30 protein-coding genes are annotated in these 26,705 nt (G+C 66.6%); 20 read left to right on the top strand and 10 right to left on the bottom strand.

The window, feature by feature from the left end; all coding sequences use genetic code 11:
* Positions 1 to 1,027 (bottom strand): MCP four helix bundle domain-containing protein (locus IED13_RS14325; RefSeq protein WP_191124556.1); only part of this gene is annotated, 1,027 nt, incomplete at its 3' end.
* A 366-nt stretch (positions 1,028 to 1,393) separates the two neighbouring features.
* Positions 1,394 to 2,578, bottom strand: a complete 1,185-nt coding sequence (locus IED13_RS14320) for a DNA recombination protein RmuC (protein ID WP_038360455.1) — start codon at positions 2,576 to 2,578, stop codon at positions 1,394 to 1,396.
* A 113-nt stretch (positions 2,579 to 2,691) separates the two neighbouring features.
* Between IED13_RS14320 and def the strand changes: the two genes are divergently transcribed.
* The 3 genes from def to truA all read left to right on the top strand — a co-directional run bounded on the left by def (position 2,692) and on the right by truA (position 5,153).
* A complete protein-coding gene (def, locus tag IED13_RS14315; RefSeq protein ID WP_038360456.1) occupies positions 2,692 to 3,228 on the top strand; it encodes a peptide deformylase in 537 nt (178 codons plus the stop codon).
* Positions 3,229 to 3,408: 180 nt separating this feature from the next.
* On the top strand, positions 3,409 to 4,338 hold the full coding sequence (gene fmt, locus IED13_RS14310; protein ID WP_038360458.1) for a methionyl-tRNA formyltransferase: 930 nt from the start codon (positions 3,409 to 3,411) through the stop codon (positions 4,336 to 4,338).
* 74 nt (positions 4,339 to 4,412) lie between these two features.
* A complete protein-coding gene (gene truA / locus IED13_RS14305) occupies positions 4,413 to 5,153 on the top strand; it encodes a tRNA pseudouridine(38-40) synthase TruA (protein ID WP_038360461.1) in 741 nt (246 codons plus the stop codon).
* Positions 5,154 to 5,275: 122 nt separating this feature from the next.
* Here truA and IED13_RS14300 read toward each other — a convergent pair whose 3' ends face one another.
* The 3 genes from IED13_RS14300 to IED13_RS14290 form a co-directional block, all read right to left on the bottom strand.
* On the bottom strand, positions 5,276 to 5,857 hold the full coding sequence (locus tag IED13_RS14300) for a hypothetical protein (protein WP_162737918.1): 582 nt from the start codon (positions 5,855 to 5,857) through the stop codon (positions 5,276 to 5,278).
* A gap of 65 nt (positions 5,858 to 5,922) precedes the next feature.
* Positions 5,923 to 7,134 (bottom strand): succinyl-diaminopimelate desuccinylase, encoded by a 1,212-nt coding sequence (dapE, locus tag IED13_RS14295; protein ID WP_051987637.1) that lies wholly within the window; start codon positions 7,132 to 7,134, stop codon positions 5,923 to 5,925.
* On the bottom strand, positions 7,131 to 7,562 hold the full coding sequence (locus IED13_RS14290) for a DUF805 domain-containing protein (protein ID WP_191124555.1): 432 nt from the start codon (positions 7,560 to 7,562) through the stop codon (positions 7,131 to 7,133). Before IED13_RS14290 ends, dapE begins: the two co-directional genes overlap by 4 nt.
* Before the next feature lie 245 nt (positions 7,563 to 7,807).
* Between IED13_RS14290 and IED13_RS14285 the strand changes: the two genes are divergently transcribed.
* The 10 genes from IED13_RS14285 to IED13_RS14240 all read left to right on the top strand — a co-directional run bounded on the left by IED13_RS14285 (position 7,808) and on the right by IED13_RS14240 (position 16,941).
* On the top strand, positions 7,808 to 8,422 hold the full coding sequence (locus tag IED13_RS14285) for a ribonuclease D (RefSeq protein WP_191124554.1): 615 nt from the start codon (positions 7,808 to 7,810) through the stop codon (positions 8,420 to 8,422).
* Between the two features lie 154 nt (positions 8,423 to 8,576).
* The gene (gene lptC / locus IED13_RS14280) at positions 8,577 to 9,326 is read left to right on the top strand and encodes an LPS export ABC transporter periplasmic protein LptC (protein WP_051987638.1); all 750 of its coding nucleotides are present in this window, start codon (positions 8,577 to 8,579) and stop codon (positions 9,324 to 9,326) included.
* 22 nt (positions 9,327 to 9,348) lie between these two features.
* Positions 9,349 to 10,080, top strand: a complete 732-nt coding sequence (locus tag IED13_RS14275) for an LptA/OstA family protein (RefSeq protein WP_191124553.1) — start codon at positions 9,349 to 9,351, stop codon at positions 10,078 to 10,080.
* An 84-nt stretch (positions 10,081 to 10,164) separates the two neighbouring features.
* Positions 10,165 to 10,971 carry an LPS export ABC transporter ATP-binding protein gene (gene lptB, locus IED13_RS14270; RefSeq protein WP_051987640.1) on the top strand — a complete coding sequence of 269 codons (807 nt, stop codon included), beginning with the start codon at positions 10,165 to 10,167 and terminating at the stop codon, positions 10,969 to 10,971.
* A 164-nt stretch (positions 10,972 to 11,135) separates the two neighbouring features.
* Positions 11,136 to 12,665 (top strand): RNA polymerase factor sigma-54, encoded by a 1,530-nt coding sequence (gene rpoN / locus IED13_RS14265; RefSeq protein WP_191124552.1) that lies wholly within the window; start codon positions 11,136 to 11,138, stop codon positions 12,663 to 12,665.
* Between the two features lie 129 nt (positions 12,666 to 12,794).
* On the top strand, positions 12,795 to 13,379 hold the full coding sequence (hpf, locus tag IED13_RS14260; protein WP_038360473.1) for a ribosome hibernation-promoting factor, HPF/YfiA family: 585 nt from the start codon (positions 12,795 to 12,797) through the stop codon (positions 13,377 to 13,379).
* 86 nt (positions 13,380 to 13,465) lie between these two features.
* A complete protein-coding gene (gene ptsN, locus IED13_RS14255; protein ID WP_038360476.1) occupies positions 13,466 to 13,927 on the top strand; it encodes a PTS IIA-like nitrogen regulatory protein PtsN in 462 nt (153 codons plus the stop codon).
* 272 nt (positions 13,928 to 14,199) lie between these two features.
* Positions 14,200 to 15,816, top strand: a complete 1,617-nt coding sequence (locus IED13_RS14250; RefSeq protein WP_191124551.1) for a fumarate hydratase — start codon at positions 14,200 to 14,202, stop codon at positions 15,814 to 15,816.
* Entirely contained in the window at positions 15,813 to 16,139 is a 327-nt protein-coding gene (locus tag IED13_RS14245) for a hypothetical protein (protein ID WP_112763778.1), read from the top strand. Before IED13_RS14250 ends, IED13_RS14245 begins: the two co-directional genes overlap by 4 nt.
* Positions 16,140 to 16,290: 151 nt before the next feature.
* Positions 16,291 to 16,941, top strand: coding sequence for an MBL fold metallo-hydrolase (locus tag IED13_RS14240; RefSeq protein ID WP_038362154.1), 651 nt, complete (start codon positions 16,291 to 16,293; stop codon positions 16,939 to 16,941).
* A gap of 346 nt (positions 16,942 to 17,287) precedes the next feature.
* Here the strand turns inward: IED13_RS14240 and IED13_RS14235 are convergent, their stop codons facing one another.
* On the bottom strand, positions 17,288 to 17,806 hold the full coding sequence (locus tag IED13_RS14235) for a DUF1993 domain-containing protein (RefSeq protein ID WP_038360485.1): 519 nt from the start codon (positions 17,804 to 17,806) through the stop codon (positions 17,288 to 17,290).
* 91 nt (positions 17,807 to 17,897) lie between these two features.
* Positions 17,898 to 18,467, bottom strand: coding sequence for an elongation factor P (gene efp, locus IED13_RS14230; RefSeq protein ID WP_038360488.1), 570 nt, complete (start codon positions 18,465 to 18,467; stop codon positions 17,898 to 17,900).
* A gap of 177 nt (positions 18,468 to 18,644) precedes the next feature.
* Here efp and epmA point away from each other — a divergent pair, with 177 nt between their 5' ends.
* From epmA to IED13_RS14215, 3 genes are read left to right on the top strand one after another with little or no spacing between them, the layout of a single operon-like run.
* Entirely contained in the window at positions 18,645 to 19,709 is a 1,065-nt protein-coding gene (gene epmA / locus IED13_RS14225) for an EF-P lysine aminoacylase EpmA (RefSeq protein WP_191124550.1), read from the top strand.
* Positions 19,706 to 20,773 carry a lysine-2,3-aminomutase-like protein gene (locus IED13_RS14220; RefSeq protein WP_191124549.1) on the top strand — a complete coding sequence of 356 codons (1,068 nt, stop codon included), beginning with the start codon at positions 19,706 to 19,708 and terminating at the stop codon, positions 20,771 to 20,773. The genes epmA and IED13_RS14220 overlap by 4 nt, the downstream gene beginning before the upstream one ends.
* Positions 20,774 to 20,789: 16 nt before the next feature.
* Positions 20,790 to 21,455: a DsbA family oxidoreductase gene (locus tag IED13_RS14215; RefSeq protein ID WP_038360495.1), complete on the top strand. Its 666-nt coding sequence runs from the start codon at positions 20,790 to 20,792 to the stop codon at positions 21,453 to 21,455.
* A 24-nt stretch (positions 21,456 to 21,479) separates the two neighbouring features.
* Here the strand turns inward: IED13_RS14215 and IED13_RS14210 are convergent, their stop codons facing one another.
* Both IED13_RS14210 and IED13_RS14205 read right to left on the bottom strand, forming a co-directional pair.
* Positions 21,480 to 21,872: a DUF1801 domain-containing protein gene (locus tag IED13_RS14210; RefSeq protein WP_133562536.1), complete on the bottom strand. Its 393-nt coding sequence runs from the start codon at positions 21,870 to 21,872 to the stop codon at positions 21,480 to 21,482.
* A gap of 65 nt (positions 21,873 to 21,937) precedes the next feature.
* Positions 21,938 to 22,711 (bottom strand): sulfite exporter TauE/SafE family protein, encoded by a 774-nt coding sequence (locus IED13_RS14205; RefSeq protein WP_191124547.1) that lies wholly within the window; start codon positions 22,709 to 22,711, stop codon positions 21,938 to 21,940.
* A 181-nt stretch (positions 22,712 to 22,892) separates the two neighbouring features.
* Here IED13_RS14205 and pyrF point away from each other — a divergent pair, with 181 nt between their 5' ends.
* The 4 genes from pyrF to IED13_RS14185 all read left to right on the top strand — a co-directional run bounded on the left by pyrF (position 22,893) and on the right by IED13_RS14185 (position 25,425).
* Positions 22,893 to 23,597, top strand: a complete 705-nt coding sequence (gene pyrF, locus IED13_RS14200) for an orotidine-5'-phosphate decarboxylase (RefSeq protein ID WP_038360500.1) — start codon at positions 22,893 to 22,895, stop codon at positions 23,595 to 23,597.
* A gap of 37 nt (positions 23,598 to 23,634) precedes the next feature.
* Entirely contained in the window at positions 23,635 to 23,922 is a 288-nt protein-coding gene (locus IED13_RS14195; RefSeq protein WP_038360503.1) for a DUF1330 domain-containing protein, read from the top strand.
* Positions 23,923 to 23,925: 3 nt separating this feature from the next.
* A complete protein-coding gene (locus IED13_RS14190) occupies positions 23,926 to 24,234 on the top strand; it encodes a DUF1330 domain-containing protein (protein WP_191124546.1) in 309 nt (102 codons plus the stop codon).
* A 69-nt stretch (positions 24,235 to 24,303) separates the two neighbouring features.
* The gene (locus tag IED13_RS14185; RefSeq protein WP_260368417.1) at positions 24,304 to 25,425 is read left to right on the top strand and encodes an anhydro-N-acetylmuramic acid kinase; all 1,122 of its coding nucleotides are present in this window, start codon (positions 24,304 to 24,306) and stop codon (positions 25,423 to 25,425) included.
* A 115-nt stretch (positions 25,426 to 25,540) separates the two neighbouring features.
* On the opposite strand, the gene IED13_RS14180 is transcribed toward IED13_RS14185, so the two are convergent.
* Positions 25,541 to 26,680, bottom strand: coding sequence for a PAS domain-containing protein (locus IED13_RS14180; protein ID WP_191124544.1), 1,140 nt, complete (start codon positions 26,678 to 26,680; stop codon positions 25,541 to 25,543).
* Positions 26,681 to 26,705: the final 25 nt, after the last annotated feature.

The following is a 26,705-nucleotide window of genomic DNA, read 5'->3' as shown; positions in this document are numbered from 1 at the left end:
GGTCGCCGCCGGCCACCGCCTGCAGAACCCCGGCGAACTCCGTCGTCGCTCCGTCGACCACGCTGTTGATCTCGTTGATGCCGGCGACCAGCCGCTGCATCTGCTCGTCGGCATCGTCGATCTGGAGGCGGGCCGAGAAATCGCCGGCTGCGGCGGCCGCGACCACCTCGCCGACATCCGACACCACAGCCTCCATCGACTGCGCCCGCGCCAGCCGCGCCGCCGCCGCGGCGCGTTCCTGCTCTTCCAGGGCACGGACCCTTGCCGCGTTCTCCTGGAAGATCTGCAGGGCGCCGGCCATCTCGCCGATCTCGTCGCGCCTACCGACGCTCGGCACGGTGACGTCCTGCTCGCCATCCGCCAGGCGTTTCATCGCGGCGGTCATGCCGCCGAGCGGCCGCACGACGCCGCTGATCACGAAGGCGAGCGCAAATGCTCCCAGGAGCAGGGCGCCGCCGGCAACGGCGAGCAGCAGATAGGCCGCGGCATGGGCCGTCGACTGGGCCTGTGCTCCCTGCTCGCGCGCCTGCTTGAGCTGCAACGCGGCCAACTCGCCGAGCTTTTTCGTGATCGGGTCCATCGCCTTGTAGAGTTCGTCCGAAGAGAACAGGCGAAGAGCGCTGTCGTCACGATCCTTCAGGATGGCGATGACCTTGGCGATGGCGACATCGCCGGTCTTCATCAGCGCCGCGGCCTGATCCGCAAGCTGCCTCTCATCGGACTCGGTGATGCTGGGCAGATAGGCCTTCCAGCTCTTGTCGATGGTCCCGACCGCGTCCTGGACGCTCTTGAGCGCATTGGTCCAGGTGACCTGGTTGCTCTGCGCCTTCCAGATCGTGTCGACGACGTTGACGGCATACATGTCGCTGACGGAACGCAACTGTTCCATCGGCATGACATTGTTCTGGACGACGTTGTCGACACGCTCCGTCACGGATCGCAAGGCCAGATAGCCGCAGGCGCCGATGGCGAGGACGCACAGGGCCAGGGCGACCAGCGCGGCCGCCAGCTTTGTCTTGATGCTCATTGTCATGACGGACCTTCTGGGAAGACGTCGCTCATTCAATGGAGTGCCGATGATGGAAGGTCCGCAAAGATGCCTATGGTCCAGGCATGGATCGGCGATACCCCGGTCGCGTCATGGCGCTCGACTGTATTGAGAGTTCTCGGTGCCCCAGATCTTTCAGATAAAGTTTAAGGCTGTTCTAATGTCCCCTTCGGAAAAGTGACGACGTTTACTTGCAAATACGCGTATTCACGTTGGGAATGAGCGTTCAGGTTGTGTAGGCGGGCCTCTGTCTCGCCTTCGGCGGACATCCGGGGCAGGCGGCGCGTTGACTTTGGGGTCCTTTAGCGTCGTCGGCCGGATCCGCCCTGCCAGGCAAGGAGCGCGCTACTCCGCGGCCCGCTTCAGTTCGAGCCCCTTGGCGAAGGGCAGCTTCGGCTCGCTCTTCTCGTCGTCGAAATCGAGCGCGCCGATCCTCTCGGCGCGGCTGGTGACCTTGCCGGCCGAGGTCTTGATCTGGCCGACATCCTCCTGCGCCTGCCGGAAATGCGTGTCGAGCTTGTCGACGCGCTCGCCGAGGCGCCTGACATCGTCGAGCAGCTTGCCGACCTCGGTCTGGATGACCTGCGCCTCCTCGCGCATCCGCGCATCGCGCACCAGCGACTGCATGAGCTGGATCGCCAGCGCCAGCAGCGAGGGCGAGACGATCATCACGCGGGCCCGGTGCGCCCGCTGCACGACATCGTCGAAATATTCGTGCAGATCGGCATAGATCGATTCCGACGGCACGAAGAGCAGCGCGATGTCCTGCGTCTCGCCGGGCAGGAAATAGCGCTCGGCGATGTCCTTCACATGCACGCCGACATCGCTGCGGACGCGCTGGCCCGCGATCTTCTTCGCATCCTCGCCACGCGCCTCGCGCAGCATCGTGAAGCTCTCCAGCGGGAACTTGGCATCGATCACGAGGCCGCGCCCGTCACCCGGCAGCGTGACGAGGCAGTCGGGCCGGCGTCCGTTCGAGAGCTGCGGCTGGAAGGCGAAGAAGGCGGCGGGCAGACCGTCGCGGATGATCGCTTCCATCCGGCCCTGGCCATAGGCGCCGCGCGCCTGCTTGTTGGAGAGCACGTCCTTCAGCGTCACCACTTCCGAGGTGAGGTCGGTCAGGTTCTTCTGCGCGCTGTCGATCACCGCCAGCCGCTCCTGCAGCTTGCCGAGGCTTTCGGTGGTCTGGCGGACGCTCTGCTCGAGTCCCTGGCCGACCTTTTGGCCGAGGCCGTCCATCCGCTCGGCCATCAACCTTGCGAGGTCGCCCTGTCGGGTCGAGAGGATCTCGGCCATCGACTGCATCCGGCCGGCGAGCTCGGCCTGCTGCCGGTTCATCTCCGCGACCTTGTCGTCCATCTCGCGGGCGCGTTCGGCGGCCATCGCAGCCTCGATCGCGCGGCTTCTGCCGCCGCGCCAGGCCGCCAAAGCCGTCATCAGCAGCAATGCGAGACTCAACCCGCCGAAGCCGAGTGCGGCCTCCGCCCAGGTCACGGGGCGTTCCAGCAAGGTGAAGGCGATCGCGTTCATGCGGGAAGCCTAGCCGATTCGGCTGGAGATGGCGAACGAAAGCGGAACGGTTTGACCGCCCGCCCACAAATGCTTATGTCCCGGGCTCAACAGCCCTTTTCTCTCGGAACCACATGTCCATTCGTCCGCTCGTCATCCTGCCCGACGCCCAGCTTCGCCTTGCCTCGAAGCCGGTCGAGGCCGTCACGCCGGAAATCAAGGCGCTGGTCGCGGACATGTTCGAGACCATGTACGACGCGCCGGGCATCGGTCTCGCCGCGATCCAGATCGGCGTGCCGTTGCGCGTCGTGACGATGGATCTGTCGAAGCCGGAGGCGAAGGAGGGCGAGGAGCCGGAACCGAGGAAGCCGCAGGTCTTCATCAACCCGGAGGTCACCTGGTTCTCGGAAGAGACCAATGTGTATGAAGAGGGCTGCCTTTCGATCCCCGAATATTACGAGGAGGTCGAGCGCCCGGCCGAGGTCAAGGTTCGCTACATGGATCTCGACGGCAAGACTCACGAGATCGCGGCGGATGGCCTTCTCGCCACCTGCCTGCAGCACGAGATCGATCATCTCAACGGTGTGCTCTTCATCGATCATCTCTCGCGGCTGAAGCGCGAGCGTGTGACCAAGAAATTCGCCAAAGCCGCCAAGCGCTCAGCGGCATAATCACTGCTGCGTCATTCCGGACGAGCCGCGAAGCGGCGCCGATCCGGAATCCATCGAAGGACTCCGGCGCGCCGGCATGGATTCCGGCTCTCCGCGGAGTTTATCCTTGGGCCGATCGAAGATCGGACCCGGGGGCTATGCCCGGAATGACGGGGAAGATTTTAAGGTAAGGTCGAGCGTATGAGCTTGCGCGTCATCTTCATGGGCACGCCCGATTTCGCCGTGCCGGTCCTGACCGAGATCGTCGGGCAGGGGCATGAGGTCGTCTCCTGCTACACCCGTGCTCCGGCCCAGGCCGGTCGTGGGCTGGAGCTGCGGCCCTCGCCGGTGCACAGGGCAGCGGAGCGCTTCGGCATTCCGGTCTTCACGCCCGCGACCCTGAAAACGGCCGAGCAGGCCGAGCTGATCGCCTCGCATGAAGCCGATGTCGCGGTCGTCGTCGCCTATGGCATGATCCTGCCCCAGGCGATCCTCGATCTGCCGGAACTGGGTTGCCTCAACCTCCATGCCTCGCTGCTGCCGCGCTGGCGCGGCGCCGCGCCGATCCAGCGCGCCATCATGGCCGGCGATGCCGAGAGCGGCGTCTGCGTGATGAAGATGGAGGCCGGGCTCGACACCGGCCCGGTCGGCATGGTCGAGACGCTCGCCATCGGCCCCGACATGACGGCCGGCGAATTGCACGATGGGCTCAGCCGCCTCGGCGCCGACTTGATGGTGCGGGCGCTCGCGGCGCTCGGGCGCGGCGGGCTGCAGTTCACGCCGCAGCCGGAGGAGGGCGTGACCTACGCCGCCAAGATCGCCAATGCCGAGGCGAGGCTGAGCTGGAGCCGGCCGGCCCGGCAGGTGCACGACCTCGTGCGCGGCCTGTCGCCCTTTCCGGGCGCCTTTGCCGAGATCGATCTCGGCAAGGGGCCGGAGCGTCTCAAGGTGCTCCGCTCGGCGCTCGCCGGCGGCGCGGCCGAGCCCGGCACGCTGCTCGACGACGAGGGCACGGTCGCCTGCGCGGAAGGGGCGGTGAAGCTCCTTCAGGTCCAGCGCGCCGGCAAGGCGCCGATGAGCGGGGCGGAATTCCTGCGCGGCGCCCGGCTCGGGGCCGGCGACAAGCTTTAAATGAGCAGGCCATTGTCCGAAAACCGCTTCGCACTGTTCGCTGACGCGGACCTCCGGTTGGGTAACCGGCTCTGATGCCGCGCTACAAGCTCGTCATCGAATATGACGGCACGCCGTTCTCGGGCTGGCAGCGCCAGGCGAGCGACCCGTCCGTGCAGCAGAGCGTCGAGGAGGCGGTGGAGGCTTTTTGCGGCCATGCCGTGCGCCTGCATTGCGCCGGGCGCACCGATGCCGGCGTCCACGCCACCCATCAGGTCGCCCATGTCGATCTCGACAAGGACTGGCGCACCGATGTCGTGCGCGACGCCACCAACGCCCGGCTGAAGGCGCGGGTGCCGGTCAGCGTGCTCAGCGCCGAGATCGTGCCGGATGATTTCGATGCCCGCATCTCGGCGAAGCGCCGCTACTACATCTATCGCATCCTCGATCGGCGGGCGCCGCCGGCGCTCGACCGTGGCCGGGTCTGGCACGTCCCGGTGAAGCTCGACCACGAGGCGATGGACCGCGCCGCCAAGGCCCTGCTCGGCAAGCACGACTTCACCACCTTCCGCGCCGCCGAATGCCAGGCCAACAGCCCGATCCGGACGCTGGACCGGCTCGACGTCCGGCGCGAGGGCAGCGAGATCGTGGTCTACGCCCATGCCCGCTCCTTCCTGCATCATCAGATCCGCTCAATCGTCGGCAGCCTGAAGATGGTCGGCGCCGGGCGCTGGCCGGAGGGGAAGATGGGTGCGGTACTGGCGGCGCGCGATCGTTCGCAATGCGCGGCGCTGGCGCCGTCCAGCGGGCTCTATCTGGCCGGTGTGGACTACTGAGGTCTTCGCCGGCAGCGCGGCCGTCAGGCTCCGGCTTGACCCGCACATCTCGTGATGTCGAGGCTCGGATCGCTCACGCGGCATGAGGCTCTCGGGTCGGGGCCGAGAACCACGTCGCGGCCTTAGATCAGGCCGAAGGCCCGGACCACCCCGTAATCCAGCACCACGCTGGCGATGACCAGCGGCAGCGCGATGCCGTTGCCGGCGCCGAAGGCGGCGCGCGCCACGCAATAGCGCAGCCTGAGCACGATCGCGGCGAAGAAGGCCGATTGCACCAGCGCGAGCGTGGCGGGCGCCCAGCCGACAGCGTAGACCGCGGCCGGCACGGCCATCAGGCTGGCGGAGACGATGCCGGCCCAGTTCCAGGCGATCACGAAGCTGGTAAAGCGCGGTGCCTGCGCCAGCTCCGGCCGGATCAGGATCAGGAAGGCCGGCACGACCAGGATGGCCAGCGACAGCGCCCCGACGACGGCAAGCGCGAGCCCGGGCGCGCCAAACAGGCCGCCGGCATTGCTGAGCCCGGCCGCCAGCCGCATGGCCGCGAGCATCGCCACTGTCGCGGGCAGCATCAGCGCGAAGGCGAGGAAGGAGCGCCAGAAGCCGTCACGGCTGAGATCGAGTTCGGGGAGCGCATCCGCGCCCTTCGTCATCAGGCGCCAGGAGCCGCGCAGTGAACGCGCGACGTCATCGGCATCGAGCCTCATCGCGAACCTCATCATGTGGTCTTAGACTTTCGTCTAAGCCAATAATGAGGCGCTTTGCCGGCAGGTCAAGCCTTATGTTGCGTTGCAAAATAAGTGGCGAGCAGCCGATGCGTGATCCGCTCGAGAGCGACCAGGTCCGAAACGGCGACGCATTCGTCGATCTGGTGCATCGTCTTGCCGACGACGCCATACTCGACCACCGGGCAATAGCTCTTGATGAAACGGGCGTCCGAGGTGCCGCCGGTCGTCGAGAGCGCCGGGCGCTTGCCGGTCTCGGCCTCGACCGCATCTGCGACCATCGCGACGAAGGGGCCGGGCTCGGTCAGGAAGGCGACCGAATTCGTCGGCCGGAACGTCACCGCGAAGCGCACCGTATTGCCGGCCGCCTCGCGCAAACGGTGCTCGATCTCGTTGGCGAGCGTCTCCGGCGTCCAGGTATCGTTGAAGCGGATGTTGAAGACGGCCTTCGCCTGTGCCGGGATGATGTTCGTCGCGGGATTGCCGACATCGAGCGTCGTCACCTCGAGATTGCTCGGGTCGAAATGCTGGGTGCCCTGGTCGAGCGGCGTCGCATCGAGCGCCGCCAGCAGGCGGACCATGCCGCGGATCGGATTATCGGCGAGATGCGGATAGCCGACATGGCCCTGGATGCCGCTCACCGTTAGCTCGCCGGTCAGCGAGCCGCGCCGGCCGATCTTGATCATGTCGCTCATCGCGGCCGGATTGGTCGGCTCGCCGAGGAGGCAGTGGTCGAAGCGCTCGCCGCGTCCATGCGCCCATTCGAGCAGCTTGACCGTGCCGTTGACCGCCGGTCCCTCCTCGTCGCCGGTGACGAGGAAGGCGATCGAGCCCGGCGCGTCCGGATTCTCGCGCCGATAGCGGATCGCGGCCGCGACCATGGCGGCGAGCCCGCCCTTCATGTCGCAGGCGCCGCGCCCGTAGAGGACGCCGTCCTGGATCTCCGCTCCGAAGGGCGCGCGGCTCCAGGCGGCCTCGTCGCCGACCGGCACGACATCGGTATGCCCGGCGATGACGAAGACCGGGGCCTCGCTGCCGATCCGCGCGTAGAAATTCTCGATATCCGGCATGCCCGGCTCGCTGAAGACCGGGCGATGCACGCCATAGCCTTCCGCCGACAGGACCGCGGCGAGCAGCGAGAGCGCGCCGCCCTCAGCCGGCGTCACGGAGGGGCAGCGCACCAGCGCCTGCGTCAGCGCGACCGGATCGGTGGGATCGAAATCGAGCGAGGGAAGGGCGGCTGTGGAGTCGGCGGTCATTCCGCCGCTTTAGCACCCAGCACGACAGTCGCAAGCCCGGTTTCGTCCTGATGCGCGGAAGGCATCAGGCCGAGATCGATGAAGGCGACGACCCAGGCGATGGTGCCGATCGCTTCCAGCGATGGCCGCCAGCCGAGCGGAACATGAGGAAGCATCAGCTCCGGCATGACGATCGCGCAGATCAGCAGGATGCCGAACAGGGAAGAGCCGCCGCGATCCTTGGCGCGCTTGGCGGCCAGCGCACACCAGGGAAACAGGGCGAAGGACTTGGCGAAGGCGATGATGGCCGCCGCCGTGGCGGGAGCGGCCAGTTGCGGCGCGAGCCGCTGGATCACGAACAGCGAGAGCGCCACCGCCGCGGTGCCGAACCAGAAGGCCCGCAGGCCGATGCGGCCGTCGAGATCGGTGAAGAGGCGGATCAGGGGCATGTGTCGGGCTCCGTTGCCCTCTTGTCGCATGCTTGCGCCGCGGAATGAAGCTTATGGTGAATAAAAGGTTAACACCGGCCCAAATCCTTGTTCGGCCTCAGAAAAGGCTTGAACGGGGCGAGGCGGGCGGCTAGCTGCGGAAAGATATGGCGCAGGATCCGGGAGCGTCGTTCCCAGGCCGTCCTGCCGAATCGAGCGTGCGTTGACGTGCCGGCCGCCGCTGCCGGACGAGTGAGGTTGCGAGCATGACCATCCGTTTCCATCGCGGCGACCTGCCGGACGGCTACGACGCCGGTACGAGCATCGCGATCGACACCGAGACGCTCGGCCTCAACCCGCATCGCGACCGGCTCTGCGTCGTGCAGCTTTCGCGTGGCGACGGCACCGCCGATGTCGTGCAGATCCCGAAGAATCCGGGGCGGCCGAAGAATCTGGTCCGCCTGCTGGAGGATCCGGCGGTGCTGAAGCTCTTCCACTTCGCCCGTTTCGACGTTGCCGTGCTGCGTCACGCCTTCGGCGTGGTCACCACCCCGGTCTACTGCACCAAGATCGCCTCGAAGCTGACCCGCACCTATACCGACCGTCACGGGCTGAAGGATCTCGTGCGCGAGTTGCTCGGGGTCGAATTGTCGAAGCAGCAGCAATCCTCCGACTGGGGGGCGGATACGTTGAGCGAAGCCCAGCTCGCTTACGCGGCCTCCGATGTGCTGCATCTCCACGCGCTGCATCAGAAGCTCGACACGATGCTGGCGCGGGAAGGGCGCGCTGACCTCGCGAAAGCGTGTTTCGACTTCCTGCCCTACCGTGCCGAGCTTGATCTCGCCGGCTGGGCGGAGACGGACATCTTCGCTCACACTTGACAATTTCTAAGGCTTTCTGCGTCAGTCTGCGCGCGAGCGGGGGTCTTGTCCCGCTCCTTCCGACAGGGCGGGCAGCGCGGGGGCGCGATGCAGTTCGTCCGGCGACACGAAAAAGCCGTGAGCGACTGCCATTGCGCGGGGCATGACTGTGGCAATGACCTTCAATAACCCGACGGGCGGGCTGTCGGCACATATGCTGCGCCGGCAGCGGGCCTTCAGCGCCGCGCAGCGGCACACGCGCCTCGTCCGCCTGCTGCGCCGCGCCATCCCGGTCGTGGCCGTCGTCTCCGTGCTCGGGCTGGTGATCGTGCCCTTCCTCAACCCGCTGGGGGGCAAGCTCGCGAATGTCTCGATCGGCGCGGTCGGCATCACCGGCGGCAAGGTCCGGATGGAGACGCCGAAGCTCTCCGGCTATCGCAAGGACAACCGGCCCTATCAGGTCACCGCGGAGAACGCCTTCCAGGAGATCAAGAATCCGACGCAGGTCGAGCTGCAGGCGGTTATCGCCCGCATCCAGATGGAGCGCGAGGGCTGGGTCACGGTGAATGCGAAGACCGGGCTGTTCGACACGCAGAAGGAGAAGCTCAAGCTCATCGACGACGTCAAGATCCGCACCGAAAGCGGCCATGACATGAGCATGAGAACCGCCGATGTCGACTTCAAGGCCGGAACGGTCGCCTCGAGAGAGCCGGTGACCGTCCATATGGATCAGACGACGGTTGACGCGAACACGCTCGACGTGAAGAACAACGGAGAGCTGATCGCCTTCGAAGGACGGGTCCGCGTGCTGATCAAGAATGCCCCCGCCGGGACGATCGCCGGGCCGGAGCGAGCGGGCAGCACGCCGATGCCGGAATTGTTGAAGGCGAATCGGACGGCTCCCGCAGACTCTGCGGCTCCGTAAGGCAACGAAAAGAGGCAGTGATATGAGAGCGCCGGCGCAGACGTTCCGTTTCATGCGTGCCGGCCGGGTCGCCACGCTGCTGGCAGTGACCGGTCTCGCGCTTCTGGCGACCCAGCAGGATGGTTTTGCCCAGGCCCAGCCCAAGCAGAGGGGAGGCAATGCCTCGTCCCCGCTCGGCGGCCTCGGCGGCGACAGCAAGGAGCCGATCAAGATCGACGCCGACAAGCTCGACGTGCTCGACAAGGAGAACAAGGCGGTCTTCACCGGCAATGTCGTTGCCGTGCAGGGCGAGACCACCGTGCGCTGCACCGTGATGACCGTGCTCTATGAAGGGCGCGGCGGGCAGGGCGCTGCAGCCGCCAAGGGGAGCACCCCGGCGCCGGCACAGACGCCGGCCGCGGCCGGCGGCAAGGATCCGGCCAATGACAGCTCGATCAAGCGCATCCTCTGCAAGGGGCCGGTCACCGTCGTCTCGAAGACTCAGGCTGCCACCTCCGACAATGCCGAGTTCGACCGCGCCAACAATCTGGTGATCATGACCGGCAATGTCGCGCTGAACGACGGGCCGAACATCACCCGCGGCGAGAAGCTGACCTACAATACCGTCACTGGCGTCGCCAATGTCGAAACCAACAAGGGCGGGCGCGTGCAGGGCTTCTTCGTGCCGAACTCGGCCGACGCCAACAAGACCGACGCGGCCAAGCCGGGCGCCAAGCCCGCCGCCGGTGCGGCCGCCAAGCCTCCCACCAACTGATCCGGCTGCCTCGTGACCGTTTCCGACGCCCGTCCCGCCGCCGCACCGGCGCGTAAATCCACCCGTCCGCGCAGCGGTGGCGCGATGGCGCGGCTGCGCGGCCTGTTCGGCGGCCGTTCGCAGGAGCGGCAGGACCGTCCCGGCCTGATCGCGGCCGCGATCGGCGGCCCGGGCATCCTCGCTGTCAGCGGCCTGCGCAAGACCTATGGCGGGCGCACCGTCGTCAGCGATGCCAGCCTCTATCTGCGCCAGGGCGAGGCGGTCGGTCTGCTCGGCCCCAACGGCGCCGGCAAGACCACGATCTTCTACATGATCACCGGGCTGGTCGGGGCCGATCTCGGCGTCATCTCGCTCGAGGGCAACGACATCACCGCCCTGCCGATGTATCAGCGCGCCCGTCTCGGCATCGGCTACCTGCCGCAGGAAGCCTCGATCTTCCGGGGGCTCTCCGTGGAGAACAACATCCGGGCGGTGCTGGAGGTGGTCGAGCCCGACCGCAAGGCGCGTGAGCGCCAGCTCGACCAGCTCCTCGACGAGTTCAGCATCGCGCGCCTGCGCAAGGCGCCCTCGATCGCGCTTTCGGGCGGCGAGCGTCGCCGCTGCGAGATCGCCCGCGCGCTGGCCGGCAAGCCCTCCTTCATCCTGCTCGACGAGCCCTTCGCGGGTATCGACCCGATCGCGGTCGGCGACATCCAGGCGCTGGTGCGGCAATTGACCGATCGCGGCATCGGCGTGCTGATCACCGATCACAATGTCCGCGAGACGCTCGGGCTGGTCGACCGCGCCTATATCATCCACACCGGCCGGGTGCTCACCGAAGGCTCGCCGGCCGAGATCATTGCCAATCCCGATGTCCGCCGTGTCTATCTCGGCGAGGATTTCCGCCTCTGAGCGGTGCCGTCCTGTTCGCGATTGCGGAATAATGCTGCGCCGCATTAACCGGCTTGCCCGTTTCGTCGGCAAGGCCTTTGACGTCGGCGTGATCGGGCGCTAGGGTCTTTCTCGAAAGCAAGAAGCGTGCCGCTGGTGCGCCGTCGCAGAAGGGCCTTTCGCGCATGGCGATGATGCCGCGCATGGAATTGCGCCAGGGGCAATCCCTGGTGATGACGCCGCAGCTTCTGCAGGCGATCAAGCTTCTCCAGCTTTCGCATCTCGAACTCCAGAATTTCGTCGAGGGCGAGCTGGAGCGCAATCCGCTGCTGGAGCGCGACGACGGGGCGGATGTGCCGGCGGAGGCGAATGGCGCCGAGGGGGTGCTCGCTGCGGATGCCGAGAGCTTCGCGCGGGCGGAGAGCCTGAACACGCTGGAGGGCATGGAAGGGCGCCTCGGCACCAGTCTCGACAACGTCTTCCAGGGCGAGCAGCCGAGCCTGGCGCGCAGCGAAGCCAGCGGCGCCGACAGCCTGCCGATCGTCGGCGGCAGCTACGGCTCCTCCGGCGGTTCCTTCGAGGATGGTCCCGACGGCTTCGAAAGCAGCCTGACGGCCGAATTGTCCCTGCACGACCATCTGAGCACCCAGCTCGACCTCGCCGTCGATGCTCCGGCCGAGCGGATCATCGGCCGCCATCTCATCGATGCGGTCGACGATAGCGGCTATCTGACCGAGCCGGTCGCGGAGATCGCGGAACGCCTCGGGGTCGGCGTCGAGCGGGTGGAAGCCGTGCTGCGCATCGTCCAGAGCTTCGACCCGTCCGGCGTGGCGGCGCGCGACGTCGCGGAGTGCCTGGCGATCCAGCTGCGCGACCGCGACCGCTTCGACCCCGCCATGCAGATGCTGGTCGCCAATCTCCACCTCGTGGCCAAGCGCGATTTCGCGGCGCTGAAGCGGATCTGCGGCGTCGATGACGAGGATGTCGCCGACATGGTCGCGGAGATCCGCCGGCTCGATCCCAAGCCCGGCCGCGGCTTCGGTGGCTCGGCGGCGGAGACGGTCGTGCCGGATGTCTTCATCCGCGCCGCGCCGGATGGCTCCTGGCTTGTCGATCTCAACCCGGAGACCCTGCCGCGCCTCCTGGTCAACCAGACCTATCATGCGCGCGTCTCCAAATCGGCGCGCAGCGACCAGGATCGCGCCTTCATCGCGGAATGCCTGCAGACCGCCAATTGGCTGACCCGCTCGCTCGAGCAGCGGGCTCGCACGATCCTGAAGGTCGCCAGCGAGATCGTCCGCCAGCAGGATGGCTTCTTCGCCCATGGCGTCGAGCATCTGCGCCCGCTCAACCTCAAGACGGTCGCCGACGCCATCGGCATGCACGAATCGACTGTCTCGCGCGTCACCTCGAACAAATACCTGACCTGTTCGCGCGGCGTCTTCGAGATGAAGTATTTCTTCTCCGCCGCGATCGCCGCGACGGGCTATGGCGAGGCGCATTCGGCCGAGGCGGTCCGCTTCCGCATCAAGCAGATGATCGACGAGGAAAGCCCCTCCGCGGTGCTCTCGGACGACGCCATCGTCGCCAGGCTCAAGGACGGCGGCATCGACATCGCCCGGCGCACCGTCGCGAAATACCGCGAATCGCTCAGAATCCCTTCCTCGATGGAGCGCCGCCGGGAAAAGGTCGCGATGGCGCTGGGAGGCCGTTGAGCGATTTTGTTCCAAAGCCTTGCGGCATGTGCGCCATGCGGGGCTTCGCTCATTGACATCCCGGACTCGCAGTCCTTAGCTCCTCTGGATGGTCGAACACTGGCCATGGCTAACAAGGGGAAGCACTCCATGAGCCTGCGAATCTCCGGCAAGAATCTCGATGTCGGCGAGGCCCTGCGCGGCCAGGCCGAGGTGCGGGTCGCTGCGGCCGTCAGCAAATATTACGAGGGCGGCTATCAAGGGCATGTCACCGTCGACAAGGACGGTACGGCCTTTCGCACCGACACGGTCATTCACCTCTCCTCCGGGATCACGCTGGAAGCCTCCGCCACCGCCCATGATGCCTATGCCAGCCTCGACAAGATGGCCGAGCGCATCGAGAAGCGGCTGCGACGCTACAAGCGCCGGCTGAAGGACCGCACCGCCGCCAATGGCCGCGATGCCGGGATCGAAATCCCCAGCTATGTGATCGCGGCGCCGGACGACGATGTCGAGGAGATCAGCGGCGATGCGGGTGCCGACAACCCGGTTATCGTTGCGGAATCGACCAAATCCCTGCTCAGCCTGACCGTGGGCGATGCGGTGGCGGAACTCGACCTCACCGGCGCGCCGGTCATCGTCTTCCGCCATGCTGGCAATGGTCGCATGAACATCGTATATCGCCGCCGCGACGGTAACATCGGCTGGATCGACCCGCCGGCATCGTTGTCCTGAGGCCGGCGGAATAATCGCACCGGTCGTCGAACCCCGACCCAGGCCGACGCGTTCAAGAGCGGCACGGGACATGCATGGACGGGCGAATGACGCTGACCGATCTTCTGAGCCCCGCCGCGGTGATTTCGCCGCTGCGGGCCAACGGCAAGAAGCAGGCGCTGCAGGAGCTTGCCCAGCACGCCGCGACGCTGACCGGCCTGCCCGAGCGGGAACTCTTCGAGGCCCTGCTCCAACGTGAGCGCCTCGGCTCCACCGGCATCGGTGACGGCATCGCGATTCCCCATGGTCGCATGGCGGGAATCGACCGCCTGGTCGGCCTGTTTGCGCGAGCGGACAAGCCGATCGACTTCGAGGCCCTCGACGGTCAGCCGGTCGATATCATCTTCGTCCTGATCGCGCCCGAAGGGGCCGGCGCCGACCATCTCAAGGCGCTGGCGCGCGTCGCCCGGGTGCTGCGCAACCAGTCGGTTCTGGAGCAGGTCCGCAAGATCCGCGACCCCGCGGCGATCTACGCGGTGCTGGCCGAGTCGGCCGCTCAGGCGGCTTGAGGGCAACCTTCCATCCGCAGCCCTCATCCTGAGGAGCGCTTCGCAGAAGCGCGTCTCGAAGGATGGTCCAGATGTCTCCTGAGCCTTCGGGAGCATCCTTCGAGACGCGCCTGCGGCGCTCCTCAGGATGAGGGCTGAGGGAAGCCGCTCGGTTTACACTGATTAAAGACTGCTTGGACGCGAACGCCCGAGCCGCTATGACGCCGGCCAGACCGGCGTCGCGCCAGCCCTGAGTCACGCGCGCGGCGCATCCTGCTTCGGAGCCGCTGGCCATGGCCTATACGCATGTCGATCTCTTTCCGCTCGGCGAAGACGAGACGCCTTACCGCAAGCTCGGCAGCGAGGGCGTCAGTGTCGAGACGATCGGTGACCGTGAGGTGCTCAGCGTCTCGCGCGAGGCGATCCGCCAGCTCTCCGAGCAGGCCTTTATCGACATCAACCATCTGCTGCGCCCCGGCCATCTCGCCCAGCTCGGCAAGATCCTCGACGATCCCGAGGCGACCTCGAACGACAAGTTCGTCGCCTATGACCTGCTGAAGAATGCCAATATCGCCGCCGGCGGCGTGCTGCCGATGTGCCAGGACACCGGCACGGCCATCATCATGGGCAAGAAGGGCCGCAAGGTCTGGACCGATGGCGACGACGAGGCCGCGCTGGGCGAGGGCGTCGCGGACGCCTATTTCAAGCGCAACCTGCGCTATTCGCAGCTCGCGCCGCTCTCGATGTTCGAGGAGAAGAACACCGCGACCAACCTGCCGGCGCAGATCGACATCTACGCCGAGGGTGAGGATGCCTACAAATTCCTCTTCGTCTGCAAGGGCGGCGGCTCGGCCAACAAGACCTTCCTCTACCAGGCGACGCCTTCGCTCCTGACCAAGGACCGCATGATGGCGTTCCTGAAGGAGAAGATCCTGACGCTCGGCACCGCGGCCTGCCCGCCCTACCATCTCGCCATCGTCATCGGCGGCACCTCGGCCGAGCAGAACCTCAAGACGGTGAAGCTCGCCTCGACCAAATATCTCGACGCGCTGCCAACGAAGGGTTCGCCCTCGGGCCATGCCTTCCGAGACCTCGAGATGGAGGAAGAGGTCCACAAGATGACGCAGGCGCTCGGCGTCGGCGCACAGTTCGGCGGCAAGTATTTCTGCCATGACGTCCGCGTCATCCGCCTGCCGCGCCACGGTGCCTCGCTGCCGATCGGGCTCGGCGTCTCCTGCTCGGCCGACCGCCAGGCCAAGGGCAAGATCACCAGGGACGGCATCTTCCTGGAGGCGCTGGAGACCGACCCGTCGAAGTACCTGCCGGATATCGACGAAGCCGCCCTCGGCGGCGATGTCGTCAGGATCGATCTCAACCAGCCGATGAGCGAGATCCTCGCCACGCTGTCGAAGCACCCGGTGAAGACTCGCCTGTCGCTGACCGGCACCATCGTCGTCGCCCGCGACCTCGCCCATGCCAAGATCCGCGAGCGGCTGGAGCGCGGCGAGGGCATGCCCGACTATTTCAAGAACCACCCGGTCTACTATGCCGGCCCGGCCAAGACGCCGGAAGGCTTCGCCTCCGGCTCCTTCGGCCCGACCACGGCCGGCCGCATGGATTCCTTCGTCGACCAGTTCCAGTCCTTCGGTGGTTCGATGGTGATGCTCGCCAAGGGCAACCGCTCGGCGGCGGTGCGCGAGGCCTGCAAGGCCCATGGCGGCTTCTATCTCGGCTCGATCGGCGGCCCGGCGGCGCGGCTGGCGCAGGATTGCATCCGCAAGGTCGAGGTGCTCGAATATCCCGAGCTCGGCATGGAAGCCGTCTGGCGGATCGAGGTCGAGGATTTCCCGGCCTTCATCGTCATCGACGACAAGGGCAACGACTTCTTCAAGGAGCTGAACCTCGGATGAGGCTTTCGCTTTCGCTCGCCTTGGCGGTGCTGCTGGCCGGTCCCGCCTTGGCCCAGCAGCCGCGCCCCGCGACCTGCTCGCGCGACCTGTTCCAGAACGAGGCCGGCTTCCGTCAGCAGCAGACCCGGCTCGCCGCCGTGGCCAGTGCGGACCCGGCGACCCAGTGCCGGGCCTATCGCGAGCATGTCGTCTATCTGCAGAAGTCGCGGGCCATCTTCGCCACCTGCCAGGGTGGCGCCGAGCGCGAGCGCAATATCGCGGAGATGGATTCCGAGCTGGTCAACTACCGCGCCCTCATCGCCAATCGCTGCGGCGGGCGGTGAGGCCTGCGCGTCATTGCGAGAAGCGCAGCGACGAAGCAATCCAGGGGAATCGGGAAGGACGGTTCAACCCAGTCTTCCTGGATTGCTTCGCTGCGCTCGCAATGACGTCATGACGTGGTAGGAACCTTCCCGAATGATCGAAAGGCTTCCCATGACCGACCAGCCGCCGCTCCAGATCGCCGTCCTGCAAGTGACGCCGTTCCAGCAGAATTGCTCGATCGTCTGGGACACGAAGACGAAGCAGGCCGCCATCGTCGATCCGGGTGGCGACGTGCCGCGTCTCAAGGAGGCGGTGAAGGAGCTCGGCGTGACGCCGGTCGCGATCTGGCTCACCCATGGCCATCTCGACCATGCCGGCGGCGCGACGGAGCTGGCCGAGGCGTTGTCGGTCCCGATCGTCGGTCCGCATGAGGGTGACAAGTTCCTGCTCGACGGCCTGCCCGAGCAGGGGCTGCGCTTCGACATTCTGGACATGAAGGCGGTCGTGCCGACCCGCTGGCTGAAGGATGGCGACACGGTTTCGCTGGGCGATCTGACCTTCGAGGTCGCGCATGTGCCGGGCCATTCGCCCGGCCATGTCACCTTCTTCCAGAAAGACCTGCGCTTCCTGCTGGCGGGCGACACGGTCTTTGCCGGCTCGGTTGGCCGCACCGATTTCCCTTATGGCGATCACACGGCGCTGATTGCCGGCATCAAGACGAAGCTCCTGCCGCTCGGCGACGACGTGCAGTTCCTGCCCGGCCATGGTCCCGCCAGCACGCTGGGCGAGGAGCGCCGGAACAATCCGTTCCTGCAGGGGTGAAAGACCGCGACGTGGATGCTCGTCCTTGTGGCAAGCGTCGACGTCCTGGACATGGCCTTTGACGAAGGAAGACGTGGTTGGTCTGGACAAGCCAGACCATGACGAAGCGTTTCCCACGGGAAACCGGGCCTTAGAAACGAAAAGACCCGCAGCGGATATCCGCTACGGGCCTCGGAATGAACCAACGGCCATGTCCTGAACGGGTGCGCGTACATCCGGCGTCAAACGTTCGGCCCATGGCCGTCTTCACCGACAATGGAAAGCAGCAGAGCCGCCTTCAACACCGTCGTGACCCCTATATGGGAGGCTAACAAGGCTATTTCAAGGCCACTCGCAAAAGATGCGATCAGGCGTCGAACACACCCTTCAGGAAGTCCTGCTTGCCGATCTGGAAGCCGTTCTGCCGCAGGATGTCGTAGGCGGTCGTGGCGTGGAAATAGAAGTTCGGGATGGCGAAGCAGGAGAGATAGGCCACGCCGGTCATCGTCGCCGTCGCGGAGGGGCCGCGCGGGAAGGTGACCTCGCGGGTGAGGCCTGCATCGAGCGCCGCGCCGTCGGCCGCATTGATGAAGGCCAGCGTCTTGGCGATGCGCTCCTTCAGCTCCGGGAAGCTCTTCTCCTCGTCGGGGAAGCGCGGGTTTTCGCCGCCCGAAAGGCGCGCGACGGCGTTCTTGGCGAAATCGCAGCAGAGCTGGATCTGGCGGGTGAAGGCCAGCATGTCCGGCGCGAGCCGGGCGCTCAGCAGCACCTCCGGCTGGATCTTGCGGCTCTCCGCCTGTTCCACGGCCTTGTCGAGAATGGCGTCGAGCGCCTTGAGCGTCTGCACGAAACCGGAAAGGGCGGCGGCCTGGACTGTGAGCGGCATGGATATCCTCGGGAAACGACAACGGGCCCGGAAAGGGCCCGCTGCGTAAAGCTATAGAGCAGAATTTTCCCCGGCGCTCTGCGCCAGCAGGTCAATCCTTCGCGCGCTCGACATAGGAGCCGTCGGCCGTCATCACGACGACGCGGGTGCCGACGCCGACATGCGGCGGCACGGCGCTGCGCACGCCGTTCGACAGGATCGCCGGCTTGTAGGAGGAGGAGGCGGTCTGGCCCTTGGTCACCGGCTCGGTCTCGACGACTTCGAGCGTGACGCGCTGCGGCAATTCGATCGCGACGGCCTTGTCCTCGAACACCGAGAGCGAGACCTTCATGTTCTCCTGGAGATAGGGAGCGGCATCGCCGACCACGTCCTTGTCGACATGGATCTGGTCGTAGGTCTCCGGGTTCATGAAGACGTACTGCTCGCCATCCTGGTAGAGATAGGTGAAGTCGCGGTCCTCGACATAGGCGCGCTCGACCTGCTCGGTCGTCTTGTAGCGCTGCGTCATCTTCACGCCGTCGGCGATGCGGCGCATGTCGATCTGCGTCGTCGGGGTGCCCTTGCCGGGGAAGAAGCTCTCGGCCGAGATGACGGTGCAGAGATGCCCGTCGAGCTCGAGGACGTTGCCCTTGCGGACGGAAGAGGCGATGACCTTGACCACGTGAATGTCCTTCTGGTGCGCGGCGCGCCCGCGCGAATCCTAAAGTTCAGAGCCTTGCGCTTGCGAAAAACCGGTTCCCACTTTTTCGCGCAATGCTCTATGCGAATTCAATTGCCGCGCAACTACCGCATTCGCGCGCGAAACGAAAGCTTTCCGACGGTTCCGACGCGAGATTCGATGAGTTCGTCCCCCACGCCATTCTGGCGGCCCGACATCCATGCCGACCGCCGGCCGGCGCTTCTGGCGCGCGGGCGGATCAAGACGGCGCTGCGGCGCTGGTTCGAGGCTGATGATTTCGTCGAGGTCGAGGCGGCGATCCTGCAGCTTTCGCCCGGCAACGAGACGCATCTCCACGGCTTCGGTACGACGCTGATCGACAACGCTGCTGAGCCGCATCCCTACTACCTGCACACCTCGCCGGAATTCGCGGCCAAGAAGCTGCTCGCGGCTGGCGAGGCGCGCATCTTCGATTTCGCCCGCGTCTTCCGCAACCGCGAGCGCACGGTGCTGCACCATCCCGAATTCACCATGCTGGAATGGTATCGCGCCGGCGAGGATTACGACGTCTTGATGCGGGACTGCGCGGCGCTGATGGCCGAGGCCGCCCGTGTCGCCGGCACCACCCAGCTGCGCTGGCGCGATGCGGAGGCCGATCCTTTCGCCGAGCCCGAGCGATTGACGCTGCACGACGCCTTCGCACGCCATGCCGGCATCGACCTGCTCGCGACCGTCTCGCCCGCTGGCGTGACCGACCGCGCTGCGCTTGCCGAACAGGCCGTTGCCGCCGGCATTCGCCTGGCCGATGACGATAGCTGGTCCGACATTTTCAGCCGCGTGCTCTCCGAGCGCATCGAGCCGCATCTCGGCCGCGGCCGCGCCACGATCCTTTGCGAATATCCGATCAGCGAAGCCGCGCTCGCCCGGCCCAAGCCCGGCGATCCGCGCGTGGCCGAGCGTTTCGAGCTCTATGCCTGCGGCGTCGAGCTCGCCAATGCCTTCGGCGAGCTCACCGACCCGGCCGAGCAGCGCCGCCGCTTCGAGGCCGACATGGACGAGAAGGAGCGCATCTATGGCGAGCGCTATCCTGTCGACGACGATTTCCTGGAGGCGCTTTCGCTGATGCCGGCCGCATCCGGCATCGCGCTCGGCTTCGACCGGCTCGTCATGCTTTGCGTCGGCGCACGCCGGATCGAGGACGTGCTCTGGACGCCGGTCGCGGAACCGGGCAGGGGAGGCGCATGACCGTTCACCTGCCCCCTGGCGGCCAGCCGCTGCGCAGCATTGACGCGCTCGTCGAGGCCGGGCTTGCCGCGCCCGCGCGCCGTGAAGCCCTGCAGAAGGTGGCGGAGCGCTATGCCGTTTCGGTGACGCCAGCCGTCGCCGGGCTGATCGATCCCACTGACCCGGCCGATCCGATTGCGCGCCAGTTCATTCCCGATGCCGCCGAACTCACGACGCTGCCGCAGGAACTGGCCGATCCGATCGGCGACGACGCCCACTCGCCGGTCGAAGGCGTGGTGCATCGCTATCCCGACCGCGCCTTGCTCAAGCTCGTCCATGCCTGTCCGGTCTATTGCCGCTTCTGCTTCCGGCGCGAGATGGTCGGCCCCGGCGGCGATGCGCTGACGGGTGCCAAGCTTGACGCTGCGCTCGCCTATCTCGCCTCCCGTCCCGAGATCTGGGAGGTGATCATGACTGGCGGCGACCCCTTCATCCTCTCCGCCCGCCGCATCCGCGAGGTCGCCAAGCGCCTCGCCGCGATCCCGCATATCAAGGTCGCGCGCTGGCACACCCGCGTGCCCGTCGTCGATCCCGCCCGGATCACGCCGGATTACGCGAAGGCGCTGCGCATCCCCGGCAAGGCGAGCTATATCGCCATCCACGCCAACCATCCGCGCGAGTTCACGGACGACGCCCGCGCGGCCATCGCGACGCTGGCCGATGCCGGCCATGTGCTGCTCAGCCAGTCCGTGCTGCTCAAGGGCGTCAATGCCGATGTCGAGACGCTGGGTGCGCTGATGCGCGCCTTCGTCGAGAATCGGATCAAGCCCTATTACCTGCACCATCCCGATCTCGCGCCCGGCACCTCGCATTTCCGCCTGACGCTGGAAGAGGGGCAGGCCCTGGTCAAAAGCCTGCGCGGCCATCTTTCAGGGCTGTGCCAGCCGACCTATATCCTCGACATCCCCGGCGGCGCCGGCAAGATTCCGGTCGGTCCCGCCTTCCTGTCCGGTTCCGAGACGCCCGGCGTGGAGGCCATCGCCGAAGACCGACAGGGTGGGCGGCATCTCTATCCGCCCGTCTGACACGAAGGATATCGACATGCAGGACAAGCTGCCGCTCGCGATCGTCTCCGACATCGCCTGCCCCTGGTGCTTCATCGGCAAGACGCGGCTGGAAACGGCGCTTGCCCAGTTCGGCCTGAACGAGCGCTTCACCATCACCTGGCTGCCCTATGAGCTCAACCCGGAGATGCCCGAGGCGGGCATGGACCGCACGCAGTATCTCGACACCAAGTTCGGTCCCGGCAAGCGCAGGGAGATCGAGCTTCGGCTGTCGGAGGCGGCGTTGGAGAGCGGCGTCACCTTCAACTGGGCGAAGGTGACGAAGAGCGTCAACACGCGCATGGCCCATATGCTGGTGGCGGCCGCCTCCACCGTCCAGCGCGGCGGCGACATGACGGCGGCCTTGTTCAAGGCCTATTGGCAGGAGGGGCGCGACATCGGCGATCTCGAGACGCTGGTCCAGATCGCCGTCGAGCAGGGCTTCGACGAGCAGGCCGCGCGCGACGAACTCGCCAATGACGAATTGCGCGAGACCGTGATCGGGCTCGAGAACCACGCCCGCGAGGTCGGCGTCACCGGCGTGCCGTTCTTCATCGTCGACGGCAAGCTCGCCGTCTCCGGCGCGCAGCCGCCGGATGTCTGGGCGCAGGTCTTCCAGCAGGTGCTGGCCGCGCAGCAGCAGCCGGAGATGCCGGAGTTCTGAAGCGCTCCGGCGGCCGGTTCCGGCCTATCGTTTTCGGGTGGCGCCGTTCAGGGCCGCGGCTGCGCCGATGAGTGCCTTGAAGGCGCCTTCGTCGAGCGTCTCGCTCTCGTGGATATCGATCGCGCGCCTGACATTGCCGTCGAGGCTGGAGTTGAACAGGCCGGCGGGATCGTCGAGCGAAGCGCCTTTCGCGAAGGTGAGCTTCACGACGGTCTTGTAGGTCTCGCCGGTGCAGAGGATTCCGTCCCGGGACCAGACCGGGACGCCACGCCATTTCCACTCCTCGGCGACATCCGGAACCGCCTCCTTGATGAGCTTGCGGATGCGGGCCAGCGTCCGGCCGCGCCAATCGTCCAGCTCCGCGATCCGTGCGTCGATCAGCTCGGATGGGGATGCACCGGTATCGGCCTTGCTCATGATGCGCCGCCTTTCCCTTCGTTCTTCGCCTGCGCTCGATGCCTGTCGAGGGTCCATAACAGTTTCTAGCGGCCGAACTGAGCCGTCAGGTGGATCAGCGCCGGGGCGCCCAGCGCGACGCCCGAGAGAAAGAGCAGCGCGAAGACGATCTGCCTCATGGCGCGCTGCGACAGCGGCGGCGGGTAGCGCCGTGCCAGATGGGTGGCCATCATCACGACGGGGACGGCGATCAGGCCGGTGAGCGTCGAGGCTGACGGAACCTGGCCCGAGACGGCGACCATTCCGGTGCGGACCGTGGCATTGAGCGCGAAGATGGTGACGAGGGTTTCCCGGATCGTCGCGAGCGCCAGCGGCTGCCTGTAGAGGTGGTAGACCAGCGGCGGCCCCGAGGTCGAGAACATACCGCCCATCAACCCGGCGACGCCGCCGAAGAACAGAAAGCCGAAACGGCCCGATTCGCGCTGGAGCGGCTGAGGCTTGCGTGCGAGCTGGAGGCTCGAGACGATGATGGTGAGGCCCAGCGCCACCCGCAGGACATCGGCGCGGCTATCCGCCAGCCAGATCAGCAGCTCATAGCCGAGGACGAGGCAAGGCAGGCTCGCAAGCGTGACCAGCCCGAATGTCCGCCAGGCGACGTCGCGCCAGCCTTTCAGCAGCATCTGGCAGGCATTGACTAGGGTCAGCACGCTGACGAGCATGGCCGCATCGGGGAGGGACAGCAGGCCCGTCAGGCCGACCCCGCCCATGGTGATGAGCCCGAAGGCGAAGCCCGTCAGCGTCTGGGCATAGGCCGCGACGCCCGTCAGCAGCAGGAAGCCGGTCAGCGCGGTCCATGACATCGTGAGGCGGCCTCCGGAAGAACGGAGAACGACGCCTAGAGGATTGGCCCGTTTTGGGGAATATTGTTTTCGGAAAAGCACCAATGCGTAGGAGATTGTTCTGCGAGGCGTCGCGGTGGCTTGCGCCCTTGCCTCCTGCTTCGAATCATGCGCCTTCCCTCGAAACTCAGGGAGCCGCCAGATGCAGAAGATCAACGATGTCCGCGACCGCCTGATCGTCGCCCTCGACGTGCCGACTGTCTGGGACGCCTACCGCCTCGTCTCGACGCTGGGCGACGGCGTCACCTTCTACAAGATCGGTTATCGCCTGGCCTTCGCCGGCGGGCTCGACCTCGCGCGCCAGCTCGTCGCCGAGGGCAAGAAGGTCTTCCTCGATCTCAAGCTGCACGACATCGGCAACACCGTGACCGAGGGCGTGGAATCGCTGACCAAGCTCGGCGTCACCTTCCTCACCGTCCACGCCTATCCGCAGACCATGCGCGGCGCGGTCGAGGGCCGGGGCGACGCGGCGCTGAAGCTCCTCGCGGTCACGGCGCTGACCTCCTATGACGACGGCGATTTGCGCGATGCCGGCTACGGCCTTGCGGTGCGCGATCTCGTGCGGCTGCGCGCCGAACAGGCCCGCATCGCCGGCATCGACGGCATCGTCTGCTCGGCGGCCGAAACCGAGATCGTCCGCGACGTGATCGGCAAGGACATGCTCATCGTCACGCCGGGCATCCGCCCGTCCGGCAGTGCTGCCGGCGACCAGAAGCGCACGCTGACACCGGCCGAGGCGATCCGCATCGGCGCCGACCATCTCGTCGTCGGGCGTCCCATCGTCCGCGCGGCAGACCCGCGTGCGGCGGCGGGCGCGGTCATGGACGAGATCGTCGCGGCTTCGTAATCTCCGCCCGAAACCGATTCAGCGAACGGATTGCACCATGCCCAAGGGATATGTCATCGGCCGCGCCAAGGTCACCGACGCGACCAAATGGGCGGCCTATGCCGCCAAGTCCTCCGAGGTGATGAAGATCTATGGCGGCACGCCGATCGTGCGCGGCGGCCAGATGACGGTGGGCGAAGGCGAGGGCCGCGCCCGCAATGTCGTCATCGAGTTCAACGATTTCGCCTCGGCGCGCGCCTATCTGTTCTCGCCGGAATATGCCGAGGCCCGCAAGCTGCGCGAAGGTGCCGGCGAGATCGACCTCGTCGCGGTCGAGGGGGCCTGAGCCATGGCGAAGGGTTACTGGATCGCACGCGTCGACGTCGAGAATGACGAGGCTTACGCCAAGTACCGTTCGCTGAACGCCGTCGCCTTCGCCAAATACGGCGCGAAGTTCCTCGTTCGCGGCGGCGAGTACAAGCTCGCCCGCGGCGAGGGCCGCAAGCACAACGTCGTCCTCGAGTTCAAGGACGAGGAGACGGCCCGCGCCTGCTACGCCTCGCCGGAATATCAGGAGGCGGTGAAGCATCTCAGCGCCGCCGGCAAGTCCGATCTCGTCATCATCGGCGGCTATGAAGGCCCGCAGCCGGGCGAGTGAGCTGAATCCGAATTCCGGGTCTCTCTTCGGTTGCCCGGGATGTCATCGCAGCACTGCAAGGAGCCGCAGGTGGCGGATCGTCTCTCTGACCCGTCCGCAACCCTGACCGCCATCGGCGTGATCAGCGGCACCTCGATGGATGCCATCGACGTGTCGCTGGTGACGAGCGACGGGCGCGACCGGCTCTCCTTCGGTCCCGGCGCCTCCTATCCCTATCGCGACGAGACGCGCCGCGCCCTGCAGGCTGTCATCGCCGATGCCGAACGCGCCTCCTCCGAACCTCTGACGGAGCTCGAGGCGGCCGTCACAGCCGATCATCTCGCCGCCATCCGCAGCTATGCCGAGGAGCAGGGGCTCGATCTCGGCAGCGTCGATCTCGTCGGGCTGCACGGCCAGACGATCTATCATCGCCCGGAGCGGCGCTTCACCCGCCAGCTCATCGACGGGCAGGCCGTGGCCGACGCGCTCGGCATCCCCACGGTTGACCGTTTCCGCGATGCCGATGTCGCGGCCGGTGGCGAAGGCGCCCCCTTCGCGCCGCTCTACCATCGCGCGCTGGTGCAGGGGCTGGAGCAGCCGGTGATGGTGCTGAATCTCGGCGGGGTCGGCAATGTCACCTATGTCGACGGCGACACCGTCATCGCCTTCGACACCGGGCCGGCCAGTGCGATCCTCGACGACTTCATGCTGCGCCGGCTCGGCCGCCCCTACGATGCCGACGGCGCGCTTGCCGCAAGCGGCCGGGTCCATGACGATCTCGTCGCCGGCTTCATGGCCAATCCCTATTTCGACAGGCCGGCGCCGAAATCGCTCGACCGCAACGACTTTCATCGTCGCGCTCAGGTGGTCGAGCCGCTCTCGGACGCCGACGGAGCCGCGACGCTCGCCGCCTTCACCACGGAAAGCATTGTCGCGGCGCTGCGCCATGTCCCGGGCGCGCCACGGCGCTGGCTCGTCGGCGGCGGCGGCCGGCTCAACCGGCATTTCATGGAAAGGCTCGGCCAGCGCCTGGGCGTGCCGGTCGAGCCGGTCGAGGCCGTCGGCTGGAACGGCGATGCGCTGGAGGCGCAGATCTTCGCCTATTTCGCGATCCGCTCTGTCCGTGGCCTGCCCCTCAGCCTGCCTTCGACCACGGGCGTGCCGCAGCCGCTGACCGGCGGGCATCTGCACCGGCCGGCCGTCTCAGTCTAAAAACCCGTCTTCTCCGTCATTTGGATGATGAAGATTTAGGCTGAAGCTGACTAATTTTGCCCTGTGCTCCTGAACGAGCCAGCCCGCGAAGCAAAAGCGCTTCGCCGAACTGTTCTCAACGAGAGCGGAGGGGGAGGTCCGCGCTGCGCAGCAGGGAGACGAGCTGGCTTTGCTGCCGGGTGTCGGTCTTCTGAAAAATCCGCGCCAGATGGGTCCGTGCGGTCGAGATCCTGACGCGTTGAGCAGCGGCCGCTTCCGTCAGTGACAATCCGCTCGCCAGGGCGGAGGCAAATTTGGCTTCGGTTTCGGTCAGGTCGAAGAGCTGGCGCGAGCAGGCGACGATGTCGGTCGCCATCTCGAGCCGGCGGAGCGCGATCATGACCTTGCTGTGTGATCCAGCGGGCGCGAGGGAGAGGGCCGCAGGCATGACGCAGGCAGACAGCGAATGAGCGCGGTCGTCGCCCCGCAGAATCAGGCTGCTACGCTGCTGGCCCAGCGGGTCGCGGCTGCCATGCGCCGCGGCCTCGACCAGTTGCCTGAACTGCCGGTGGTCGCTCGGCTGACGGGCGAAGACGCGCCCCTGCCGGAGCGAGAGCGCTCCGTCGGGCTCGGCCAAAATCTCGTCGGCGCCTTCATTCGCGTAGATGATGCGCAGGTCCTGATCGACGATGACGATGCCCATGGCGAGGCTGTCGAGGGCACCGCGCGCCTCGTCCCGCTGGATCGCGACCCGGCCGAGATGGCGCCGGACCTCGGCGATCCGCCGCAGGACCGGATAGAGCTTGCCGAGCAGGGCGACGTCCTCCCGATCGAACCCCTCCTGGTGGCGGCCGCGCTGCACGTCGAAGAACCAGAACGCCTCGCCGTTCTCCGCGAGGCGGCAGGCCATGCCGCCATGCATGTCCTGCGGCTGCATCCATTCCTGCCAGATGCGGCTGCTGTGCAGCCTTTCGCGGCCGTAGACCTCATGGTCGTGATAGACTTGGCCGAGAGGGATGTTGCGCAGGGCAAAGCCCATCTCGACGAAATCCTGCGCGAGATCGCCGAAGCACCGCGCCTGCAGGGCCTCGTCGACATTGGTGGCATAGGCCACCCAGTCCTCGGGATTCGGTCCGACACTGGCGAAACAGGCTTTCGAGCCATTGAAGAGCTGTCGCAGCGTTTCGGCGGCGGCAGGCATCTGCTCTTCATCCATCGCTCCGCTCAGGAGCTGATCGACGGCGGACATGACGGTATCGAGATTCGGTGCCGGCATGACGCTACCTCGCTCGCGACAGCTG

It is taken from the genome of Allobosea spartocytisi (assembly GCF_014764685.1).
Lineage (GTDB): Bacteria > Pseudomonadota > Alphaproteobacteria > Rhizobiales > Beijerinckiaceae > Allobosea > Allobosea spartocytisi.
Note: the sequence above shows the minus strand (reverse complement) of the source record. Positions and strands in the feature narration are given on the sequence as shown.

Bases quoted from the DNA above. Each gene is read 5' to 3' on its own strand.
- IED13_RS14320 (WP_038360455.1), bottom strand. From the start codon at position 2,578: ATGAACGCGATCGCCTTCACCTTGCTGGAACGCCCCGTGACCTGGGCG.
- def (WP_038360456.1), top strand. From the start codon at position 2,692: ATGTCCATTCGTCCGCTCGTCATCCTGCCCGACGCCCAGCTTCGCCTT.
- fmt (WP_038360458.1), top strand. From the start codon at position 3,409: ATGAGCTTGCGCGTCATCTTCATGGGCACGCCCGATTTCGCCGTGCCG.
- truA (WP_038360461.1), top strand. From the start codon at position 4,413: ATGCCGCGCTACAAGCTCGTCATCGAATATGACGGCACGCCGTTCTCG.
- IED13_RS14300 (WP_162737918.1), bottom strand. From the start codon at position 5,857: ATGAGGCTCGATGCCGATGACGTCGCGCGTTCACTGCGCGGCTCCTGG.
- dapE (WP_051987637.1), bottom strand. From the start codon at position 7,134: ATGACCGCCGACTCCACAGCCGCCCTTCCCTCGCTCGATTTCGATCCC.
- IED13_RS14290 (WP_191124555.1), bottom strand. From the start codon at position 7,562: ATGCCCCTGATCCGCCTCTTCACCGATCTCGACGGCCGCATCGGCCTG.
- IED13_RS14285 (WP_191124554.1), top strand. From the start codon at position 7,808: ATGACCATCCGTTTCCATCGCGGCGACCTGCCGGACGGCTACGACGCC.
- lptC (WP_051987638.1), top strand. From the start codon at position 8,577: ATGACCTTCAATAACCCGACGGGCGGGCTGTCGGCACATATGCTGCGC.
- IED13_RS14275 (WP_191124553.1), top strand. From the start codon at position 9,349: ATGAGAGCGCCGGCGCAGACGTTCCGTTTCATGCGTGCCGGCCGGGTC.
- lptB (WP_051987640.1), top strand. From the start codon at position 10,165: ATGGCGCGGCTGCGCGGCCTGTTCGGCGGCCGTTCGCAGGAGCGGCAG.
- rpoN (WP_191124552.1), top strand. From the start codon at position 11,136: ATGGCGATGATGCCGCGCATGGAATTGCGCCAGGGGCAATCCCTGGTG.
- hpf (WP_038360473.1), top strand. From the start codon at position 12,795: ATGAGCCTGCGAATCTCCGGCAAGAATCTCGATGTCGGCGAGGCCCTG.
- ptsN (WP_038360476.1), top strand. From the start codon at position 13,466: ATGACGCTGACCGATCTTCTGAGCCCCGCCGCGGTGATTTCGCCGCTG.
- IED13_RS14250 (WP_191124551.1), top strand. From the start codon at position 14,200: ATGGCCTATACGCATGTCGATCTCTTTCCGCTCGGCGAAGACGAGACG.
- IED13_RS14245 (WP_112763778.1), top strand. From the start codon at position 15,813: ATGAGGCTTTCGCTTTCGCTCGCCTTGGCGGTGCTGCTGGCCGGTCCC.
- IED13_RS14240 (WP_038362154.1), top strand. From the start codon at position 16,291: ATGACCGACCAGCCGCCGCTCCAGATCGCCGTCCTGCAAGTGACGCCG.
- IED13_RS14235 (WP_038360485.1), bottom strand. From the start codon at position 17,806: ATGCCGCTCACAGTCCAGGCCGCCGCCCTTTCCGGTTTCGTGCAGACG.
- epmA (WP_191124550.1), top strand. From the start codon at position 18,645: ATGAGTTCGTCCCCCACGCCATTCTGGCGGCCCGACATCCATGCCGAC.
- IED13_RS14220 (WP_191124549.1), top strand. From the start codon at position 19,706: ATGACCGTTCACCTGCCCCCTGGCGGCCAGCCGCTGCGCAGCATTGAC.
- IED13_RS14215 (WP_038360495.1), top strand. From the start codon at position 20,790: ATGCAGGACAAGCTGCCGCTCGCGATCGTCTCCGACATCGCCTGCCCC.
- IED13_RS14210 (WP_133562536.1), bottom strand. From the start codon at position 21,872: ATGAGCAAGGCCGATACCGGTGCATCCCCATCCGAGCTGATCGACGCA.
- IED13_RS14205 (WP_191124547.1), bottom strand. From the start codon at position 22,711: ATGTCATGGACCGCGCTGACCGGCTTCCTGCTGCTGACGGGCGTCGCG.
- pyrF (WP_038360500.1), top strand. From the start codon at position 22,893: ATGCAGAAGATCAACGATGTCCGCGACCGCCTGATCGTCGCCCTCGAC.
- IED13_RS14195 (WP_038360503.1), top strand. From the start codon at position 23,635: ATGCCCAAGGGATATGTCATCGGCCGCGCCAAGGTCACCGACGCGACC.
- IED13_RS14190 (WP_191124546.1), top strand. From the start codon at position 23,926: ATGGCGAAGGGTTACTGGATCGCACGCGTCGACGTCGAGAATGACGAG.
- IED13_RS14180 (WP_191124544.1), bottom strand. From the start codon at position 26,680: ATGCCGGCACCGAATCTCGATACCGTCATGTCCGCCGTCGATCAGCTC.